General features: G+C 58.8%; 19 protein-coding genes. 3 read left to right on the top strand and 16 right to left on the bottom strand.

From position 1 onward, the window contains the following. Positions 1–151: 151 nt before the first annotated feature. The 5 genes from GGD50_RS09955 to GGD50_RS09935 form a co-directional block, all read right to left on the bottom strand. On the bottom strand, positions 152–646 hold the full coding sequence (locus GGD50_RS09955; RefSeq protein ID WP_107108448.1) for a CreA family protein: 495 nt from the start codon (positions 644–646) through the stop codon (positions 152–154). A 110-nt stretch (positions 647–756) separates the two neighbouring features. Further along, complete coding sequence (locus tag GGD50_RS09950; RefSeq protein WP_107108449.1) at positions 757–1,203, bottom strand: SRPBCC family protein; 447 nt, start codon at positions 1,201–1,203, stop codon at positions 757–759. A gap of 51 nt (positions 1,204–1,254) precedes the next feature. Next, positions 1,255–1,578, bottom strand: coding sequence for an ArsR/SmtB family transcription factor (locus GGD50_RS09945; RefSeq protein WP_107108450.1), 324 nt, complete (start codon positions 1,576–1,578; stop codon positions 1,255–1,257). Positions 1,579–1,696: 118 nt separating this feature from the next. Next, on the bottom strand, positions 1,697–2,686 hold the full coding sequence (locus tag GGD50_RS09940) for an NAD-dependent epimerase/dehydratase family protein (protein ID WP_107108451.1): 990 nt from the start codon (positions 2,684–2,686) through the stop codon (positions 1,697–1,699). 15 nt (positions 2,687–2,701) lie between these two features. Further along, complete coding sequence (locus GGD50_RS09935) at positions 2,702–3,913, bottom strand: glycosyltransferase family 4 protein (protein WP_107108452.1); 1,212 nt, start codon at positions 3,911–3,913, stop codon at positions 2,702–2,704. 383 nt (positions 3,914–4,296) lie between these two features. Between GGD50_RS09935 and GGD50_RS09930 the strand changes: the two genes are divergently transcribed. Further along, positions 4,297–4,833 carry a GNAT family N-acetyltransferase gene (locus GGD50_RS09930; RefSeq protein ID WP_107108453.1) on the top strand — a complete coding sequence of 179 codons (537 nt, stop codon included), beginning with the start codon at positions 4,297–4,299 and terminating at the stop codon, positions 4,831–4,833. Positions 4,834–4,842: 9 nt separating this feature from the next. On the opposite strand, the gene GGD50_RS09925 is transcribed toward GGD50_RS09930, so the two are convergent. Genes GGD50_RS09925 through ligA form a run of 3 tightly spaced genes read right to left on the bottom strand, consistent with a single transcriptional unit; the run spans position 4,843 to position 7,724 of the window. Then, the gene (locus GGD50_RS09925) at positions 4,843–5,220 is read right to left on the bottom strand and encodes a helix-turn-helix domain-containing protein (protein WP_107108454.1); all 378 of its coding nucleotides are present in this window, start codon (positions 5,218–5,220) and stop codon (positions 4,843–4,845) included. Beyond that, entirely contained in the window at positions 5,220–5,516 is a 297-nt protein-coding gene (locus GGD50_RS09920) for a type II toxin-antitoxin system HigB family toxin (RefSeq protein ID WP_107108455.1), read from the bottom strand. The genes GGD50_RS09925 and GGD50_RS09920 overlap by 1 nt, the downstream gene beginning before the upstream one ends. A 54-nt stretch (positions 5,517–5,570) precedes the next feature. Continuing rightward, positions 5,571–7,724, bottom strand: a complete 2,154-nt coding sequence (ligA, locus tag GGD50_RS09915; protein ID WP_107108456.1) for an NAD-dependent DNA ligase LigA — start codon at positions 7,722–7,724, stop codon at positions 5,571–5,573. A 223-nt stretch (positions 7,725–7,947) separates the two neighbouring features. Between ligA and GGD50_RS09910 the strand changes: the two genes are divergently transcribed. Continuing rightward, positions 7,948–8,754, top strand: coding sequence for a class I SAM-dependent methyltransferase (locus tag GGD50_RS09910; protein ID WP_245407473.1), 807 nt, complete (start codon positions 7,948–7,950; stop codon positions 8,752–8,754). Between the two features lie 81 nt (positions 8,755–8,835). Here the strand turns inward: GGD50_RS09910 and recN are convergent, their stop codons facing one another. The 8 genes from recN to aqpZ form a co-directional block, all read right to left on the bottom strand. After that, positions 8,836–10,509, bottom strand: a complete 1,674-nt coding sequence (recN, locus tag GGD50_RS09905; protein WP_107108458.1) for a DNA repair protein RecN — start codon at positions 10,507–10,509, stop codon at positions 8,836–8,838. 12 nt (positions 10,510–10,521) lie between these two features. Continuing rightward, entirely contained in the window at positions 10,522–11,391 is an 870-nt protein-coding gene (locus GGD50_RS09900; protein WP_181316068.1) for an outer membrane protein assembly factor BamD, read from the bottom strand. Positions 11,392–11,680: 289 nt separating this feature from the next. After that, complete coding sequence (gene lpxC / locus GGD50_RS09895) at positions 11,681–12,637, bottom strand: UDP-3-O-acyl-N-acetylglucosamine deacetylase (RefSeq protein WP_107108460.1); 957 nt, start codon at positions 12,635–12,637, stop codon at positions 11,681–11,683. Between the two features lie 330 nt (positions 12,638–12,967). After that, complete coding sequence (gene ftsZ, locus GGD50_RS09890; RefSeq protein ID WP_107108461.1) at positions 12,968–14,719, bottom strand: cell division protein FtsZ; 1,752 nt, start codon at positions 14,717–14,719, stop codon at positions 12,968–12,970. 110 nt (positions 14,720–14,829) lie between these two features. Next, on the bottom strand, positions 14,830–16,161 hold the full coding sequence (gene ftsA, locus GGD50_RS09885) for a cell division protein FtsA (RefSeq protein ID WP_104823556.1): 1,332 nt from the start codon (positions 16,159–16,161) through the stop codon (positions 14,830–14,832). Further along, positions 16,158–17,090, bottom strand: coding sequence for a cell division protein FtsQ/DivIB (locus GGD50_RS09880; protein ID WP_107108462.1), 933 nt, complete (start codon positions 17,088–17,090; stop codon positions 16,158–16,160). The genes ftsA and GGD50_RS09880 overlap by 4 nt, the downstream gene beginning before the upstream one ends. After that, entirely contained in the window at positions 17,078–18,004 is a 927-nt protein-coding gene (locus tag GGD50_RS09875; RefSeq protein ID WP_107108463.1) for a D-alanine--D-alanine ligase, read from the bottom strand. Before GGD50_RS09875 ends, GGD50_RS09880 begins: the two co-directional genes overlap by 13 nt. Before the next feature lie 298 nt (positions 18,005–18,302). Beyond that, positions 18,303–18,989 (bottom strand): aquaporin Z, encoded by a 687-nt coding sequence (aqpZ, locus tag GGD50_RS09870; RefSeq protein ID WP_107108464.1) that lies wholly within the window; start codon positions 18,987–18,989, stop codon positions 18,303–18,305. Between the two features lie 260 nt (positions 18,990–19,249). Between aqpZ and GGD50_RS09865 the strand changes: the two genes are divergently transcribed. Next, positions 19,250–20,581, top strand: coding sequence for an MFS transporter (locus tag GGD50_RS09865; protein ID WP_107108465.1), 1,332 nt, complete (start codon positions 19,250–19,252; stop codon positions 20,579–20,581). Positions 20,582–20,584 lie beyond the last annotated feature (3 nt).

Raw genomic sequence — 20,584 nt, 5'->3', positions numbered from 1 at the left:
GAACAGATGGAAGTGGCACTTCCACGTTCGCCCTAGAACTGCACCAAAATGGCGCAATCCGAAAGCGACCGAGAGGCATTCAGTAACCAAAGAGCAGGACTTTTTTTGGTACAAACCCCTTGACGGTTCTCAATGCGGTATCCCGGTAATCTTATTTGGGTTTGCCATTCTTCCAGGTAACATTCTGGCCGAACAACGGAATGGTCGAAATTGCCATTTTCGCCGAACCATCGGTCAATTCGCGTGAATGGATGAGATAGACCAGCGTGTCGTTCTTCTTGTCGTAGATTCGGTCGACCACCAGCTTCTTCCAAATCAGCGACAAGCCGGCGCGAAACACCTCTTCGCCACCCTCCGACAGGCTGATATTGCCGATCTCGATCGGCCCCGTCTGACGGCAGGCAATGGAGTTGTTGGAAGGGTCTTCGAACCAATTGCCGTTCCTCAGCCGGTCGATGACGCTCCGGTCGAAATAGGTGACGTGGCAGGTTACGCCGGATACTTCCGGATCCGGTACGGCATCGACCAGAATGTCGTTGCCGGTCCAATCCACCCCAACCTTGCCGACAATCTCAGCCGAAGCGGAAACAGGCGCCAGCGCCAGGAACGACGCGGCAATAGCGGCATGCAATTTCAGTGACGTCATCGAGCACCCTCCAACATCGCCGCCGATCGAGCCGCGGCCCCGCTAAGGTAAGGTGGCGATCGGGGGATGCAAGGGAGGCCGGGGCGCTCCGTAAGCGCCCCTGCTGTCGCTCATCTGATTTCCTTCAACACGACCTCGCCTGTCTCCAGGAGCGATTTGAGGTTGGAGAGGATTTTCGGCCAGCCGCCGGATACGGCACCGATGAACTTCGCATTTTCCAGCTCCATCGTGTGGGTGACGGTGAGCTTCACCACATCCTCCACCTGCTCGATATCCATGACGCAACGCGACCAGCCTTCCGCCTTCAGTTCAGGCATGAATTCGTTGCGCCATTTGATGGCGAGCCGCTTCGGCGGATCGAACTCCGCGATCTCGCCGGTGTCCGTGATACGACCGTCCGGATAGACCATCTTCCATGGCGAACCGACCTTCCAATCGGTCTCATGCTGGATGTTGAACCAGTATTTCTTGATGAACTCCGGCGTCGTCAGCGCTGACCAAAGCTTGTCGGGTGTGGTGCGGATGAAGGTCACATAAACAAAGCTGCTACCGGTCATGATATTTCTCCTCTTGTAAGGTGATTTCCTAGTGACGGTATCTGGCGGCCGCTACTCGCCGCTATCACCCTCCAGCGCTTTCTTGAGGGCGGAAAGAGCGCTTAATTGGCGGCGCTCGAATTTGTTGATCCAGCGTTCGGCGATGTGGTTGATCGGAACGGGATTGATAAAATGCAGCTTCTCCCGGCCCTGCCGCTGCGCGGATACCAGGTTCGCCTCTGCCAATATGGCAAGATGTTTCGCCACGGCTTGGCGCGTCATCTCCAAGCCCTGGCAGAGTTCGCCGAGCGTCTGGCCATTCTGCTCATACAGTCGGTCCAGCAATTGCCGCCGGCTTGCATCCGCCAAAGCTCGAAAAACCGCATCGTCGTTCATGCAAACACGGAACCATTTAGTTGCCTATTGGTGATCTTATAGGCAACTATTTGGTTGCATGTCAAGTGACATGAACTGATGTCGCGGCGAAAACCTGCGTGAGAGGAGAGGTCGCGCGTCAGATAGCGATGTCGTACTGCTCCTGCTCCATACGCAGATGATTGAGCATTCGCGCAATTCCCTCCTCCAGGCTGACGCGCGGCGCGAGCCCATAGGAACGCTGCAGAGCCGTATCGCCGCAGCGATAGAAGACGCCTTCAGGGCGATCGCAGAGGCCGTTCACGACAGGATTCCAGCCAATTTGCCGAGCAATGGTCTCCGCCAGCTCCATAAAGGAGGTAGCCAGGCCGGTCGAAAGGTTGAGGCTTGCGCCATCCGGCAATAGTTCCTTGGTTTGCCAGATGAAATCGACGCAATCATCAATATGGATGAAGTCCCGGCATTGCCGGCCCGACCCCCAGACGAAAACTTCCGGCGCGCCTCTTTCGTTAAGCAAGCGGCGACAAATGGCCGGGAATGGATAGGCCAGATCCTGATCTTCGCCATAGCCGCTGAACGGCCGATATGCGACCGCCCGATGGCCGTAGCGTTCGACATAGAGCTTCATCAGATATTCGCCGGTCAGTTTCGCCCAGCCATAGCTGAGATCCGGCACGCCAATGGCGGCCTCGAAAGAAATCATATCTTCCGAAAGCAGCCGGTGGTTAGCGACCGTCTGCAGCGAGACGGGATAGGCCGCACTGGAGCTGAAGAACACGACGCAGCCAGGCTTGGCGCGTGCCGCCCATTTCCACAATTCCGTATCCACCGCCAGATCCTCGGCAACGTCCAGCGTGCGCGCCTCCAGCGTCACGCGGCCTCCGACCAGCGCGGCAAGGTGGAAAACATAGTCGAAACGTTCCGCAGGGCGGAGAAAGAAAGTGCGACAATCCTCCTCGAAAAACGTAAAGCGCGATCCAGGAAAGCGCTGCCAGAGATCGGGATGCCGTGCCCCCGTCCCTTCCACCAATTGATCGACGCACACAACATCCAACCCCTCGGTCAAAAGCCGCTTGATCAGATGCCTCCCCACAAAACCACAGCCCCCCGTTACCAACGCCCGCGCCATGTCATTGCCCCCTTTTCAATGAGCGAAGAAGCCGCTCCTGCCTGTATAGATATCGACCATGCGCCGACCCCATTCTGCTTTGCTGGGTGCAATCCGCTGGCCAAGTGCTAACGCGCCTTCGCATAATTTCTGCATCAGTCTGTCGTCATCCGTGCTCGCGAGGCGTTCCGCCAGCGAGCCGGCATCGCCGCTTTTAAAGACCAGTCCCGCGCCGTGCCGCTCTACTTCGGCGGCTATCAGCGCATTGCTGCTGACGATGACGGGAATGCCGGACATCAGCGCCTCGGCGGCCACCAGTCCGTAGGGTTCGGGCATGCGGGACGGCATGATGAAGACGCGCGCTTCCCCGGCCAGCGTCGTCACCTCCTCGTCGGCCAGCCAACCCGGCACCCAACAATGCGGCAACGCCCGCTGCATCTCGTCGAGCAGCGGTCCACGGCCGATCAGCGTCGCCGTTCGCCCGGTCTTGTTCAATGCGTCGGCGAGCGTGCGAACACCCTTTTCCCAGCACATACGCCCCAAGAAGACGGTGCGGTGATTGCGCCAAGCCTCCACGGGCGTTGGCGTCAATGGCTCCGTCGGTGTGCGCAAGGTCAGAAAATGCTGCAACGGGCCGGAATTCAAATAGGGTTCCATGCTCTCATGCGCCAACACGATGCCGACGCGGCTCCAGAACTCCTCGCCGACGCCGCGTTGGGTCAGCGTGCGGCGGAAGCGCCAGAGTTTGTGGAGATAATTTCGCTTGTCGCAATTGGTCGTCAGACATCCTGCCGACAGCGGGCGGACATCGCAGACCGTTCCGCTCTGGAAATTGATCAGCCCTCCGTTCGGACAAGTCAGGAAGAAATCATGCGCCGTGATGATGACCTTGGCCTTGTGTTTGGCGAGTGCGTAGAAGATCGACGGCGAGAGAATTTGCGACCAGCCGTGCACATGCACGACAGTCTCCTCGTCCGTTTCCTTCAGCAGACCGTCCAGCGCCTCGTAGGCACGCTTGTTGTAATTCTTCTCGAAGACATCGGTGAAAGTAGGCCCGTCGCGAAGGGGTCGTTCGCCGAGCGCGACCGTGCGGATGCCGGCAAAGCGCGGCTTCAGTCCTTCGCCGTCATCGCCGACCAGGATGGCGCAATTCAGCCCTGCTTGCCTGCTCGCATCAATGCATTGCAACGCCACCTTTGTCGCACCGCCGCGAATGATTGAGACGTCGTTGACAAGTATCAAACGCATTGAACCCGGCGCCCACTAACCCATATTGCGCGGGACCGGACGAAAGGGATTCGCCTTTTACATCATGCCCCTGATGGTATTCAGCGGCCTGCGCGACGCCAATTCAATTCATCCTTTCGCATTAAGGCGAGTGGTCGACACGGTATGCGGGAAATACCATGCAAATCGGTTGTTAAAGGCAACCCATTGACTTCCGCGCAAAGCACCGGAAGTTGTTGCCATGATCGCAAACCGCACCACCGTGATGCATACTCTCACCACCTCACCCCTTGCAGGGCGAGCGGGAGCGGCGTCGCGTTGAGCTGATTGCGGTCCCTTTCAACCCTGCCGAGGCGAGCAGGGTTTGAAGGCTCTGCTCTCCTCTTGAACCTTAAGGAGAGCACATGAATTCCGAACAACAAGATTCAGACGAACGACGATCCCGAAAACCGGGCACAGTGGAAATCCGCGCCGCACGGCTGTCCGATGCCGAAGCGGTAGCCTTTATTGCCAATCTGCCCGGATATCGCGCCGGCACACTACGCCTACCCTTCCAGAGCATCGAAGAAACCCGGCAGTGGATGGAAAAAACCCTACCCGGCTCGATCAATCTCGTCGCCGTGCTCGACGGGCAAGTCGTCGGCAATGCCGGCCTGCGCCGCCATTCCGGCCGGCAGATCCACACCGGCCACCTCGGCATGGGCGTCCACGACGATTTCACCGGCCGGGGCATCGGCTCGGCGTTGCTCACCGCCCTCATCGACGCCGCCGACAATTGGCTGGCGATCAAACGCTTGGAACTGACGGTCTATGTCGACAATGGACGGGCGATCCGGCTTTACGAGAAATTCGGTTTCGAAACCGAGGGACGGCTCAAAGCCTTTGCGTTTCGCAACGGTGAATATGTGGATGCATTCACGATGGCGCGCGTGAGGATGTAGCCCTCACACTCATGCAACCAAGGCATAGGGCCGCACGAGGCAATCGGCGGGAATGCCCCACTCTTCCTTAAGTTTGAAAATCATATCAAGCGTCAATGCCCGCTTCCGGCCAAGGATTTCCGAGGCACGGGAGCGGGAGCCCAGAAGCTCAGCTAGATCAGACTGACTCCGACCCGTCATTTCCATGAATGCCCGCAGAAGCTCAACCGGTTCTGGATCTTCGACCGTGAAATGCCGGTTTTCATAGGCTTCGATTAAATCCGTCAGCACGTCGAAACGATCCGCTTCCGCTGTTCCATCCTCCGGTGGATTGTCGAAATAAGGAGCGATCTCCGCAAGAGCCCATTCAAGATCCGCATCTGTCTTGATCGGTTTGATATCCCTCATCACACTGTCTCCGGATCAATTCTGTCATAGTCCGCATGAGTGCCGACAAATTTGATCAGCACGCGCCTATGCTTGTAGACGATATGAACAACCAATCGGTATTTGTTGCCGGCAATATCGAAGATCACGCGGTTGTCACCGATAAAATCCACGTTAGCACCAAACATCTTTTTGATGTCAGCCGGCCCGCTCCATTCGGTTTTGCTGACGACCGAATACCATGTTGCAAGGGGAACTCTCGCTTGCGGGTGGCGCTCCCAAAATCTACGAAGCGTCGTTTTTGCAACGATATTCATTGACAACAATTATTCCCAAAACGGGAACAAATCAACCTCGCAATCAAAACCACGTTAGCCCCCAATCAGCGCCAGCCACTCATCCTCGGTCATGACCTGCACATTGAATTCCCGTGCCTTGTCGAGCTTCGATCCCGCACCGGGTCCGGCGACGACAATGTCGGTCTTTTTCGAAACTGAGCCGGAAACCTTGGCACCGAGGCTCTCGGCCTTGGCCTTGGCTTCATCGCGGGTAAATTTCTCGAGTGAACCGGTGAAAACCACCGTCTTGCCGACAACAGGGCTGCCCGATGTGGTCGGTTGTTCCGCCTCTTGCGGCCGCACCTCTTCGAGCAGCTTCGAGATCACGGCGATGTTGCGCGGCTCCTTGTAGAATTCGACGATAGCGCGCGCCACGACCTCACCGATGCCCTCGATATTGTTGAGGTCGTTCCATGCGTCTCCCGAAAGAGGCGCCGCCTCCTTCATTGCCACCTCGAAGGCTTCATAGCTGCCATAGGAGCGCGCCAGGAGCTTCGCCGTCGTCTCGCCGACATGGCGGATACCGAGCGCGAAGATGAAGCGGTGCAGAGCGATATCGCGCCGCTCGTTGATCGCCGCATAGAGCTTGGAAACGCTGACCTTACCGAAGCCATCGATATTCTCCAGCTTGGCAAGCGAAGACTGCTGACGCTTTTCCAGCGTGAAGATGTCAGGCGCGGTGCGCACCTGCAGCGCCGCATCCTCGTTCTCAAAGAAGAAATCGATCTGCTTCGAACCCAGGCCCTCGATATCGAAAGCATTGCGTGACACGAAATGCTTCAAATGCTCCGTTGCCTGCGCCCGGCAAATGAAGCCGCCTGTGCAGCGCGTTACTGCATCGACCTTACCGGTCTTCTCGTTGATGTCACGCACCGCATGGCTGCCGCAGACCGGGCACACCTTGGGAAATTCGTAAGGAAGGCTTGACGTTTCCCGCTTCTCCAGCACGACATCGACGATCTGCGGAATGACATCGCCGGCGCGCTGCACGATCACCATGTCGCCAACCCGGATGTCGCGGCTATCGCGGATCGGCTCACCCTTGTTGCCGATGCCCTTGATGTAATCGGCATTGTGCAGCGTCGCATTGGTCACCACGACGCCGCCGACTGTGATCGGCTCCAGCCGCGCGACCGGCGTCAGTGCCCCCGTGCGGCCCACCTGTATGTCGATGCCCATCAGCCGGGTGAATGCCTGCTCCGCCGGAAACTTATGTGCCGTCGCCCAGCGCGGCGAGCGCGACCGGAAACCGAGTCGAGCCTGCAACTCCAGACTGTCGACCTTATAGACGACGCCGTCGATATCATAATCGAGATCCGGACGCTGAAGGCCGATCTCATCATAATGCGCGAGGATGTCGGCGACCGAATTCAGCCGCTTCATCAGCGGATTGACCGGAAAACCCCATTTCCCGAATGTCTGCACCATACCGAACTGCGTGTCGGCCGGCATGTCTGACATCTCGCCCCAAGCATAGGCGAAGAATTTCAGCTTGCGGCTGGCCGTCACCTTCGCATCGAGCTGGCGCAGCGAGCCGGCCGCCGTATTGCGCGGGTTGACATATGTCTGCTTGCCCTCCGCTTCCATTTGCGCGTTCAGCGCCAGGAAATCGCTCTTGGCCATATAGACCTCGCCGCGCACTTCCACGACCGCAGGCGCGCCGGCGGGCAAGGTCTGCGGGATTTCCTTGATGGTGCGGATATTGGCGGTGACGTTTTCGCCGGTCGTGCCGTCGCCGCGGGTTGCCGCGCTCACCATCCGGCCGTTCTCATAGCGGATCGACATGGAAAGCCCGTCGATCTTCGGCTCGGCAGTAAAGGCAATCGATTGATCGGGCAGCCGGCCAAGGAAACGATAGACGCCGGCGACGAAATCCTGCACGTCTTCCTGCGAGAAGGTGTTGTCGAGCGAGAGCATCGGCCTTGCATGCACGACAGGCGCAAAGGTTTCCGACGGCGCGGCACCCACCCGCCGTGACGGGCTGTCGGCGCGAACCAACGCTGGGAAGCGTGCCTCGATGGCATCATTGCGCCGCTTCAGCGCATCATATTCCGCATCTGAAATCCGAGGCGCGTCCTGGCCATGATAGAGCGCGTCATTGCGCGCAATCTCCGCTGCCAGATAGGCGAGCGCCGCGGCCGCTTCTTCTTCGGTCAAATCCTCGACGGGCGTCTGTTCGGTGCTCATGAATCTACTCCCCGATTTCGGAGATGTTTTAGAGCACTTCCAAGAAAAGTGCGAAGCGGTTTTTCCATCCGCGGCGCGTAAATACAAAGAGAAAAATCCGGAATTCGGCGGCAGAGGTGAACAACCGTGACGGTGGCGTCTAAGGCAACTTTGCGGCAATTGCTGTCATCGTATCGATTGGTCTATGGTTCGGCGCGAACGGAATTACTGGGTGGACCAGTCCATGGCAGAGGCAAGCATCGATAGTTTGAGCCCACGGCAATTACATGCCAAGGCCTGGGCTGGCGAATACGAACTTATTGATCGGCAGCTCTCTCCGCTCGGTTTAAGAGCCATGAAAGAGTTGCATCTCGCTCCAGCCAGTACGGTGATCGATGTTGGCTGCGGGACAGGGCAGACGATCTTACAGTTGGCGGACCGGGTCGGTGACGAAGGATTGATCTACGGCGTTGATATTGCGGAAGAGCTTCTGAGTGTCGCCAATCAACGCACGAGCCACCTCAAGTGTGTTCAGCTTATCAACGCTGATGCCCAAGCTTTAGAGCTTCCCTCCAACAGTGCGGATGCGATTTTCTCTCGTTTCGGCGTGATGGCATTTGATGATCCAATCCTTGCCTTCTCGAATTTTCATCGCTTACTGAAACCCAATGGAAGGATCGCATTCTGCTGTTGGCGCGCTTTCTGCGATAACGAATTGGATAGGTTTCCATTACTTGCAGCGGGATTTCGATCGCCATCGGATGAAACGCCGTTCAGTTTTTCCGACGCTGCGTACGTCCGCAACGTCCTTGCTTCTGCCGGATTCAAGAATATCGAGATCGCATCCTACGACGAAGCGGTGACAAGCGGTGACGTGGATGCAATGACGCGCGTCCTTCTAAGCGTTGGCCCGCTGGGAAAGATCGCCCGCGAAAATCCCGCCGTAAAGTCGGCGGCCGAGCCAAAGTTACGAGAAGGACTCCGTAGCCTTGGCAATGGGACGAGCGTAGCGTTGGTCGCCTCGGTATGGATAGTGTCGGCGGTGGCCTAATCGGCTAAGGAATCTCCAGCCGACTATCTCACGATGGCCGCTTCGGGCCGAAAATAGCCATCGCTGGTATCTGTGCAGCAATCAGCCATTGCCCGCCAACAGCCGCTTGGCGGCCGCCCTCGCCTCCTCCGTGACCGAAGCGCCGGCGAGCATGCGGGCGATTTCCTCGGTGCGGTCTTTGTGGGCCATGGTGGCGACGCGGGTGGAGATCTTCTCGGAACCGTCCGAGACCGGGCCCTTGGAGATCAGCAGATGCGTTGCGGCGCGCGCCGCGACCTGCGGAGCATGGGTGACGGAAAGCACCTGCACACGCTCGGAAAGGCGCTTCAGCCGCTGACCGATGGCATCGGCGACCGCGCCGCCGACACCGGTGTCGATTTCGTCGAAAACCAAGGTCGGCGCCGAACCGCGATCGGCAAGCGCCACCTTCAGCGCCAGCAGAAAACGAGAAAGCTCGCCACCCGAGGCCACCTTCATGATCGGTCCCGGCCGCGTGCCCGGATTGGTCTGCACATGGAATTCAATGACATCGATACCTTCGGCTGTCGCCTCGTCGGCATTAGTGGTGATCTCCACCATGAAGCGCGCCCGCTCCAGCTTGAGCGCCGGCAGCTCGGCCATGACAGCGTCGGCAAGCGCCTCGCCGGCGTTATGACGCTTGTCGGAAAGGCTGCGCGCGGCAGCATCATAGTCCGCCTTGGCAACGGCCAGCTCGGCATCCAGCCGTGTCAGCCTCTCTTCGCCAGCATCCAGATCGGCGAGTTCGGCGACCATCTTTTCGGCCAGCGCCGGCAGGCCGGTCACCGGCACGGAATATTTGCGCGAGGCAGCGCGCAGCGCAAACAGCCGCTCCTCGACGCGCTCCAGCTCCCTCGGATCATATTCAGTCTTGCGGAGCGCCGCCTCCACTTCCATCTGCGCATTGGAGAGCTGATCCAGCGCCGCGTCGAGCAGCGCCACGGTGTCTTCTAATAGGCCCGGCGCCTCATGGCTCTTGCGCTCCAACCGCCGTACCAGCGAGGCGATGTGTGGCACCGGCGAAGCATTGCCATTGAGGAACTCGGACGCTTCAGAGATGTCGCCGGCGATGCGCTCCGCCTTCATCATCCGCGAGCGGCGATCCGCCAGCTCGTCCTCTTCGCCGTCCTGCGGCGACAGCTTTTCCAGCTCCTCGACCGAAGCCCGGAGATAATCGGCCTCGCGCGCAGCTTTTTCCACCTGCTCCCGCTGCTTCTTCAGCGTCCGCTCGGTATCGCGCCAGATCTTATAGAGCCGCCCGACAGCCTGTGTTTCCTCTGCAATGCCCGCGAAGGCGTCGAGAAGCATGCGGTGCGCGTCGGTATCGACCAGGGCGCGGTCGTCGTGCTGTCCATGGATTTCAACAAGAAGCTGCCCCGCCTGGCGCATCAACTGGACGCTGAGTGGCTGGTCGTTGACGAAAGCCTTGGTACGGCCGTCCGCGGACTGAATACGGCGGAAAATCAGGTCGCCGTCATCGTCGATGCCATTTTCGCGTAAAAGCTTGCGGGCGGCATGCTGCATGCCGACGTCGAAGACCGCCGTCACCTGACCGCGATCCTCTCCATGACGCACGAGATCGCCATCGCCGCGCCCACCGAGGGCCAGCGAGAGACTGTCAAGCAGAATGGATTTGCCCGCACCCGTCTCGCCGGTTAGCACCGAAAGCCCAGTTTCGAAGGCAAGATCCAGCCGCTCGATCAGAACGATATCGCGGATCGAAAGCTGGACCAGCATGTGCGCTCAATCTCACGTCCCAAGAAGAAGTTTCTTACCCGCTCTCGAAATCCAGGAGCCTTCGTTTTCACGGGGCTCGACACCACTGGTCCTCAGAAGCTTATAGGAATCTGCGTACCAGCGGCTGTCCGGATAGTTGTGGCCGAGAACGGCGGCTGCCGTCTGCGCTTCCTGAACGATGCCCATGGCGTAATAGGCTTCGACCAAGCGTGCCAGCGCCTCTTCAATCTGGTTCGTCGTCGGATATTGCTCAACGACGATACGGAAGCGGGCGATGGCTGCAAGGTAATCCTTGCGCTCAAGATAATAGCGGCCGACCTGCATTTCCTTGCCGGCGAGCTGGTCGCGGGCAAAGCGGATCTTCGCCTGCCCGTCGCTGACATATTGCGAGTTCGGATAGTTGCTGACGAGCTTGTTCATCGCTTCGATCGTCTGCTGCGCGGCGCGCTGATCCTGCGTCACGTCGACGATCTGCTTGGCATAGGACGAACCGACGAGATACTGAACGTAGTCAGCATCTTCGGAGCCGGGATACTGCTTGAGGTAGCTATTGCCCGTCTGGACGGCGTCGTCATATTGGCCGGTGCGATATTTGACGAAGGTGCTCATCACCAGTGCTTTGCGCGCCCATTCGGAGAAGGGCTGCTGCTTGTTGATGGCATCGAACTTCTTGCCGGCTTCCGTCATATTGCCGGCCTTGATATTGGCCAGACCCTGATTGTAGAGGGTTTCCGGAGGATCGCTCTCGACACCAAGCTTGGTGATGTCGATATCCTTGTCGGTATTACAACCCGTTACCACCGCACCGGTACCGGCCAGGAGAAGCGATACGAGCAAAGCCCGTGCTGTAATCTTCATGCTTTCAGACCCTGCAAAACCCATCGGATGACTTGTCCCAATAGCCGTCGTTGCGGAAACGGCGTTCTCTCGCTGGCGTTTCTAGCCGCAAAAGCACCATGAGGGCAACGCAATGATGATGCATTAACGCATTTTTGTGGCAAAGACTGCGCAACGGCAGGCTTTAACCGCTGTATTGACAAGAGATTTCGCTTCCTGGCTACCCGAACGCGACCCTCTGGCCGGCTTTGAAAGCGCCACTGACGAATCTCCCGTCAAAAAAAGAGCCGCCCCCTTTCGGGAGCGGCGACTATGCCACCTGGGTTTCTGGAGGTCACGCAGACCAGGGGGCGAATTCGGGAGCATTCACGGCAACGAATTCGCGGCTATGTGCGCGCTGACGCGGTGCGGAAGTCTCTACGACATCGTAGGCCGAAGGATCGCTCAGCAGCGCCTTCAATGCATTGGCGTTCATGCGATGGCCGCCGCGATAGGAGCGGTAGCAGCCGATGAACTGAGCACCGGCCAGCGCCAGATCGCCAACGGCATCCAACGCCTTGTGACGGACGAATTCGTCCTTGGCGTAGCGCAGGCCTTCGACGTTGATCACCGTGTTGTCGTCGGAGATGACGACGGAATTTTCGAGAGAAGAGCCGAGAGCATGACCCGAAGCCCAGAGACGCTCGACATCACGCATGAAGCCGAAGGTGCGCGCCCGCGACAGTTCGGACTTGAAGGTCTTGGCAGTCAGATCGCCTTCCCACTTCTGTCGGCCGATCAGCGGGCATTCGAAATCGATCTCGACTTCGAAGCGCGTGCCGTCATAGGGCCGGAACTCGCACCAGGAACCGCCTGCCTCGATTCGCACCGGCTTGGTGACGCGGATATAGCGGCGCTTGACGCCGAGCGAGACGATACCGACCTGCTCGATCGCTTCGATGAAAGGATAGGCGCTGCCGTCCATGATCGGCATTTCCGCACCGGAGGCTTCGACGATGACATTGTCCAGGCCGATCGCATAGATCGCTGCCATGACATGCTCGACCGTCGCGACGGAACGCGCCGGAGAGAAACCGAGAACTGTGCAAAGATCGGTATTGCCAACCTGCGAAGAAACGGCACGCAGCTCCGTCACATCGCCATTGTCATGCATGCGCTGGAAGATGACACCCGTATCAGCCTCGGCTGGATAAAGCGTAATCGACACATTGGCGCCAGAATGAACGCCGATACCCGAGAGTGTCACAGGGCTTGCAATGGTGGTCTGAAAACCTAGCAATCCGATTGCCATATAAAATCTGCCTTCGTCTATCTGTTCCAGACCGGGCGGTCATCTTTGGATCCTGCCCTCATCGCTGGTTCAGTCTGTTACCTACTCTGCGAAATCCACATGCAATGATTGCTGGATGCGATTCCGCTGACTCGCTTGCTACCTAAATACGCGCGCGGGCACCGCATTCCAAATCACTGTTTCTTTCGCTTTGTTACGAAACCAGACGATTGAATTTGCTAGGTAATTTTAGAATTAAAGAGAGGCCGAAAATAAAGAAATCCGGGACCGTTAAGCCCCGGATTCGATAAACATGGTTAGTATCCTATTAAAAGGATGCCTAATACCGGATCAGTTCGATTGCCGGCGTAGGAAAGCCGGAATTTCAAGCTGGTCGTCTTCCTGGCTTGCCATGCGCGCCTGCGGAACCTGACGGCCCTGATCGTCGAGCTGGCCACGACGCGGTGCGTAGAGGCTTGCTTCCGGCGACAGCGGCCGGCGCTGCTGCGAAGCGGCATTCGGAGCCGAAGCCGTCATGTCGTTGAAAGCTGCGTCCTCTTCGCGGCGGCCGAGCGAGTTGGTGATTCGCTTCAGCAAGCCCATCGGACCGCGCTCTTCAGTAGCCTGAGCGGCGACCGGCTGAGCACGATGTTCCATCTCGGCCTTAACGACCGGAGGGAAATCCTCGACCTTCGGCATACGGACCTGCTCCGGAGCCTGACGGATGATGGGCTCCTGGCGCACCGGCTGCTGCATCTGCATGGGAGCCGGCTGCTGCATCACAGGCTGCTGATGCATGACCGGGGCCGGCTGCTGCTGAACCGGAGCCTGACGTACCGGCTGTGCCTCAGGTGCTGCGAAGATGCGGCTCTGGGGACGGAAGCTTTCCTCCTGAGCGACCGGCTGCTGTTGCATGACCGGCTGCTGCTGGCGGACAGAATGGATTTCCAATTCGCGCTCCATTTCGGCTTCCGCCATACGGATGGTCTGCGCGATTGGATCGACAACGGCCTTAGGTGCCTGCGCGACATGGGCAGGCTGAGCTGCGGCCGCTGCCGGAGCAACGGCCGCGGAGGGACGGACAGCCGGCTTTGCGACCGGACGGAATTCCATGGCCTTGTCGGCCGCTTCGTTCATCGCACGATCGATGCCTGTTGCGACGACGGAAACGCGGATGATGCCTTCGAGCGATTCGTCGAAGGTGGCGCCCAAGATGATGTTGGCGTCCGGATCGACTTCTTCGCGGATGCGGGTCGCAGCTTCGTCGACTTCGAACAGGGTGAGGTCACGACCGCCGGTGATCGAGATCAGCAGGCCCTGCGCGCCCTTCATCGAGGTTTCGTCGAGCAGCGGGTTGGCAATGGCGGCCTCAGCAGCCTGCATTGCGCGGCCCTGACCCGAAGCCTCGCCGGTGCCCATCATGGCGCGGCCCATTTCGCGCATGACCGAACGGACGTCGGCGAAGTCGAGGTTGATGAGACCTTCCTTCACCATCAGATCGGTGATGCAGGCAACGCCCGAATAGAGAACCTGGTCGGCCATCGAGAACGCGTCCGCAAAGGTCGTCTTGTCGTTGGCGATACGGAACAGGTTCTGGTTCGGAATGACGATCAGCGTGTCGACCGACTTCTGCAGTTCCTGGATGCCCATTTCGGCAAGCCGCATGCGGCGGCCGCCTTCGAAATGGAACGGCTTGGTGACGACGCCGACGGTCAGGATGCCCTTGTTGCGGGCGGCCTGTGCAACGACCGGCGCAGCACCCGTGCCGGTGCCGCCGCCCATGCCGGCGGTGACGAAGCACATGTGGGTACCGTTCAGGTGATCGATGATCTCGTCAATGCACTCTTCAGCAGCCGCGCGGCCGACTTCCGGCTGCGAACCTGCGCCGAGGCCTTCGGTCACGTTAACGCCGAGCTGGATGATCCGCTCTGCCTTCGTCATCGTCAAAGCCTGTGCATCCGTATTGGCGACGACGAAATCGACGCCCTGCAAGCCTGCCGTGATCATGTTGTTGACGGCATTGCCGCCACCACCACCGACACCGAACACGGTAATCCGCGGCTTCAGCTCGGTGATATCTGGCTTATGCAGCTTGATAGTCATGGTACCCGTTCCTTCTCTTTATGGCCGCATCGCCACGCCGGCCAATTCACTATATTTCACTTGCCTGACCCCTGCCCGGAAAGCGCTTGCCGCGATCCGGGATCAGGCACTCAAAAACTCTCCTTCAGCCATTGGCCAACGCGGCCGATACGGCTGTTGTTACCCCCAAGCGACGAGAGCAGACCGCTGCCCGCCGCATGTGTCTCCATGTCCGCAACCTGCGGATAGATCATCAGTCCCACCGCCGTCGAAAAGGCGGGCCCCTTGGCCGCGGTCGGCAAGCCGGATACGCCCATCGGGCGGCCGATGCGGACGTTGCGGGCAAGAATGCGCCGCGCCACATCCGGCAGACCGGTCAACTGGCTGGCTCCGCCGGTGAGTACGACACGCTTGCCGACGATCGGGCTGAAGCCGGAGCGCTGAATGCGATCGCGGATCAGCTCCAGCGTCTCTTCGATGCGTGCCTTGACGATGCGCGACACCAGCGCCTTCGGCACCTGCGTCGGCTGGTCGCGTTCATCCTCGCCGATCGGCGGGATGGAAATCAGTTCGCGCTCTTCCGAAGAATTCGCGAGCGCCGAAGCATGAACCACCTTCAGCCGCTCGGCATCCTCGATGCGGGTCGAAAGACCGCGTGCAAGGTCGGTGGTGACATGATGGCCGCCGAGACTGACGGCGTCGGTGTGCACCAGCTTGCCTTCGGCAAAGACCGAGATCGTCGTCGTGCCGCCACCCATATCGATTGCGGCGCAGCCGAGTTCGACTTCGTCGTCGACGAGAGCGGCGAGACCGCTGGCATAAGGCGTTGCCACCATGCCCTCGACCGAAAGATGCGCGCGGTTGATGCAGAGTTCGAGGTTGCGAAGGGCCGCGCGTTCCGCCGTGACCACATGCATATCGACGCCCAGTGCATCGCCGAACATCGCCAGAGGATCGCGGATGCCGCGTTCGCCGTCCAGCGAGTAGCCCGTAGCCAGCGAATGCAGCACGGCGCGTTCCTGACGGAGCGACTGCTGGCAAGCGGCGGCAAGCACTTTCTTCAGATCGTTTGCTTCGACTTCCTGGCCGCCCAAATCGATGGTGGCCGTGTAGATGTCGCTGCCGAGACGACCGGCGGAAACATTGACGATCAGGCTGTCGACGGTAAGGCCGGCCATGCGTTCGGCGGCGTCGACGGAGAGACGGACGACATTTTCCAGTGCGTCGAGATCGGCGATCACACCGGTCTTGATGCCGCGCGAACGCTGATGGCCGATGCCGATGATCTCGATATTATGCGTGCGGTTCGGGAGAACCTGGCTTTCCTCGCGCGGCGTCAGCCGGCCGATCATGCAGACGACCTTCGTCGAGCCGATATCGAGGACGGATACGATGTGCGACCGCTTGGAGGACAGCGGCTTCAGGCGCGGCAGACCGAAATGGGACGAACTGAATAAGCTCATGTATCCTGCCCTGCTTTCTTCAAAGCCTTGGTTCTGGCATCCAACGCCGCCTGGCGGCGAAGCGCTGCGTCCGGGGTCAATTCAATGGCGGTACGATCGTCAAGACGAAGGTCGACGGCAGCAATATCGCGCTGCAGAAGGTTCTGGTCCTTGTCGAGCTTGGTGAGCCGCGCGAGCGCACCATCGATATTGTCTTCCGGCAATTTGATGATCACGCCATTGTCGAGGTAGAGATCCCAACGACGACCGGCGACGCGCACGAATGCCTTCACATGACCACGAACGTCAGGCCAGTTGGCAAACTCGTCATCGATGGACGCTGCGGCCGTTTCCGCATCACGACCGACGAAAAGCGGCAGCTTGGCGAATTTGTTGTCGCGCAGCGGCGCAATCACGCTGCCGTCCTTCTGGATCAGCGAAAGTTCGGAGCCGTGCTGCCAGATGGCATAAGCCTTGCGCTCCGTGAGCTTCACTTCGATCGCCTTCGGATAGACCTTGCGGACTTCGACGCTCTGCACCCAAGGCAGGCTTGCGATCTTCTGGCGAGCCGCGTCGGCGTCGAGCGCCACCAGCGACGTCGTGCCGTCGAGACCAAGAAGCTGCAGGATCTCGATTTCCGAAGTCTGATCGTTGCCGGAGACCTTCACATCTTCGATGGCGAAGCCGGCAGCCGATGTCGTCGCCTGGGCGACATCCTGCGTGTGACCACCAATCGACATGCCGTAAAGGCCTGTCGCAGCAAAAAGAGCGAGAGCGGAAACCGTACCCGTATGGGCCGGAATATTGACACGCCCGGAGCTGAGGCTCACGAGGAAACGCACAACGCGGCGCAGCGGACGCGGCAGCACGAACGCATCTTCGACATCGTCGATCGCGAGCGGAACGCGGTGGCGGGACCGCCTCATATTTTTGACCGTCAGCGCAAACAAGACGCGTCCTCCACCATCCACCGGAGAAATTCGCCAAAAGAGTAGCCGGCGTGAGCGGCCATTTCGGGCACCAGCGAGGTAGGCGTCATGCCCGGTTGGGTATTGATTTCCAACCAGACAAGCTCACCCTCTTCGGAAAAGCGATCGTCATAACGGAAGTCAGATCGACTGACGCCACGGCAGCCGATAGCTTGATGCGCCCTTAGCGCTAATGTTTGTATCTTTTGGTAAAGATTCGGTGAAATTCTGGCAGGGATGACGTGTTTTGATCCACCATCCGCGTATTTGGAATCGTAGTCGTAGAAGCTATGCCCCTGCGGGACAATCTCGGTTACGCCGAGCGCCGTATCGCCCATGACGCCACACGTCAGCTCCCGACCGTAGATGTAACGCTCGACCATCACCTCATCGCCGTAGCGCCACTCGGAAGAGGTAATGACCTGCGGCGGATGCGTTTGATCTTCCTTGACGATCACGACACCGAAGCTCGAACCTTCACGCACCGGCTTCACGACATAAGGCGGCCGCATCGGATGCTCGCCAGTAATGGCGAAGCGGTTCATCACACGCGAATCAGCCACCGGAATGCCGGCGCCATCAGCCACCTTCTTGGCGCGTGACTTATCCATAGCAAGCGCCGAGGCCAGCACGCCGGAATGCGTATAAGGGATCTGCAGATATTCAAGAATGCCCTGAATGGTGCCGTCTTCGCCGAACGGACCATGCAGCGCATTGAAAACGACATCGGGCTTCAAATCGGCAAGGCGCGCAGACACATCGCGCTCCACATCGATACGTGTGACTTGGAAGCCTTCGGCTTCGAGGGCGTCAGCGCATGCCTTCCCCGAAGACAGGCTAACCGGCCTCTCCGAGGAAAATCCGCCCAAAAGGACAGCCACATGCTTGCCACCCATCAATACCCCCAATTCACCATCTGCAATCGACATTTGCTCGATACGCTGAGCAGCGATTCTCGCCACATCTTGTAGGCTCCATTAGAACAACATTAAGGTTAATGAAGCGTTTACTTTCGTTAACTTTCGACCGCTCTCATGGCGGTCAATTTTCACGAATCAAATCGACTTGAAGAATTCTGCCATTGGAATCAGAGAGTTGCTACATTTGAATATCCACCTTTAGAAAATTTTAAACAAATAGGCCCGCACCGGGGTCTCCGGCGCGGGCCATCGCAAGGCTTATTGGGTCCCTGAATCAGTCGCGATCGCCGAGCAGTTTCCAGACGATACCACCAAGCGCGCCACCAACGATCGGGGCCACCCAGAACAGCCAAAGCTGCTGCAGCGCCCAGCCGCCGACGAACAAAGCCTGGCCGGTGGAACGGGCCGGATTGACCGAGGTATTGGTGATCGGGATCGAGATCAGGTGGATCAGCGTCAGTGCGAGACCAATGGCGATCGGCGCGAACCCGGCCGGCACCCGGCTGCTGGTCGAACCGAGAATCACGATCAGGAAGAACAGGGTCAACACGCTTTCAGCAATGAGCGCCGATACCAGCGAATAGCCGCCCGGTGAATGCTCGCCATAACCATTGGCCGCAAAGCCGCCGAGCTGGAAATCAGCCTTGCCGCTTGCGATCAGGTAAAGAACGGCAGCAGCGACGATCGCGCCGACGACCTGAGCGATGATGTAAGGAATGAGTTGCGAGCCGGGGAAGCGACCGGCAACCGTGAGCCCGACCGAAACTGCCGGATTGAAATGGCCACCCGACACACCGCTAACCGCAAAGGCCATGGTGAGTACGGTCAACCCAAACGCGAAAGCAACACCTAGAAAGCCAATACCGAGGCTCGGGAAAGCTGCCGCAAAGATTGCACTTCCGCAGCCGCCAAATACTAGCCAAAACGTTCCCAAAAATTCCGCAATCAATTTTTTCTGCATAAATTTATCTCCACCGCTCTCAACCAGAGCGAAAGTAGGACATTTACGAGAAAGAGATTCTGGTCAAGACTTTGCCGGGTAAACATCTATCAGAACGGGAAACGTGCTGTCATTCCGTTCTCAAAGCGGCGATTGCAGCAAAGGATTGGCGTATAGGTGTCGGTTTCTTGCTTCTTAAACGCTTGCGCCGAACGAAAATTGCGCTAAGGACAGAGATTGTCTGTTAAGACAACTTTAACATCATCAAAATTGGTGGGACCATGACTGACGCGATATCTCCTTTATCGCCGACACCCTCGTCATCAAACAGCGTTGTTGCGAATTCCCCGGCACGCGTTCTGATCGCGAGCCTTATCGGTACAACGATCGAGTTTTTCGACTTTTACGTTTATGCGACGGCGGCTGTTATCGTCTTCCCGAAGCTGTTTTTCCCTGCCAGCGATCCGACCTCGGCAACGCTGCAGTCCTTTGCAACCTTCTCGATCGCCTTCTTCGCACGCCCGATCGGCGCAATGATCTTCGGTCACTTCGGAGACCGGGTCGGCCGCAAGGCAACGCTTGTTGCGGCTCTGATGACCATGGGTCTCTCGACGGTCGTGATCGGCATGTTGCCGACCTATGAGTCGATCGGCGTTCTCGCGCCGATACTGCTGGCGCTTTGCCGCCTCGGTCAGGGTCTTGGTCTCGGCGGCGAATGGGGTGGCGCGGTATTGCTGGCGACGGAAAACGCTCCAGAAGGCAAGCGAAGCTGGTATGCGATGTTCCCGCAACTCGGCGCTCCGATCGGCTTTATCTTCTCCGCCGGCCTTTTCCTGATTCTGCGCGAAAGCATGGCTGATGCGGACTTCCTAAACTATGGTTGGCGCGTTCCCTTCCTGATCAGCATCGTGCTCGTTGCCGTCGGCCTCTATGTCCGCCTGAAGATCACGGAAACCCCGGAATTCCAGCGCGCAATCGAGAAGGAGGAACGCGTTTCGGTTCCGATCGCGGTCATCTTCCGCTCGCATCTCCGCAGCCTGATTCTCGGCACCATTATCGCTGTTGCGACTTTCGTGCTGTTCTATCTGATGACGGCCTTCACCCTGAGCTGGGGCACCAGGCCTCCGGGTACCGGACCGCTGCCGGCAGGTCTCGGCTACTCGCAGGGCCAGTTCCTCGTCGTCCAGCTCGTCGGCGTCGTGTTCTTCGGCCTGATGATACCGGTCTCCGGCCTGTTGTCGGATCGTTATTCGCGCAAGCTGGTTCTGATACTGACGACGATCGGCATTTTCATTTTCGGCCTGTTCTATGCATCGCTGCTGACGGCCGGCCTTGCCGGTGCCTTCGCCTGCTCGATCATTGGTCTCGCCCTGATGGGCTTCACCTACGGCCCGATCGGTGCCGCGCTGGCAGCACCTTTCCCGACCACCGTGCGCTACACCGGCGCATCGATGACCTTCAATCTTGCTGGCATTGTCGGTGCGTCCCTGGCTCCCTACATCGCCACATCGCTCGCGACGACCTACGGCCTGGTTTATGTCGGCTACTATCTGGCGGGCGCAGCACTGCTCTCGCTGATCGGCATCTTGCTTTCGGGCAATGACGAAGTCTGAAGA

This window comes from Martinezella paranaensis (assembly GCF_014200235.1).
In the GTDB taxonomy this organism is placed as follows: Bacteria; Pseudomonadota; Alphaproteobacteria; order Rhizobiales; family Rhizobiaceae; genus Rhizobium; species Rhizobium paranaense.
The sequence above is the reverse complement of the archived record's forward strand: the minus strand, read 5'-3'. Positions and strand labels throughout refer to the sequence as shown.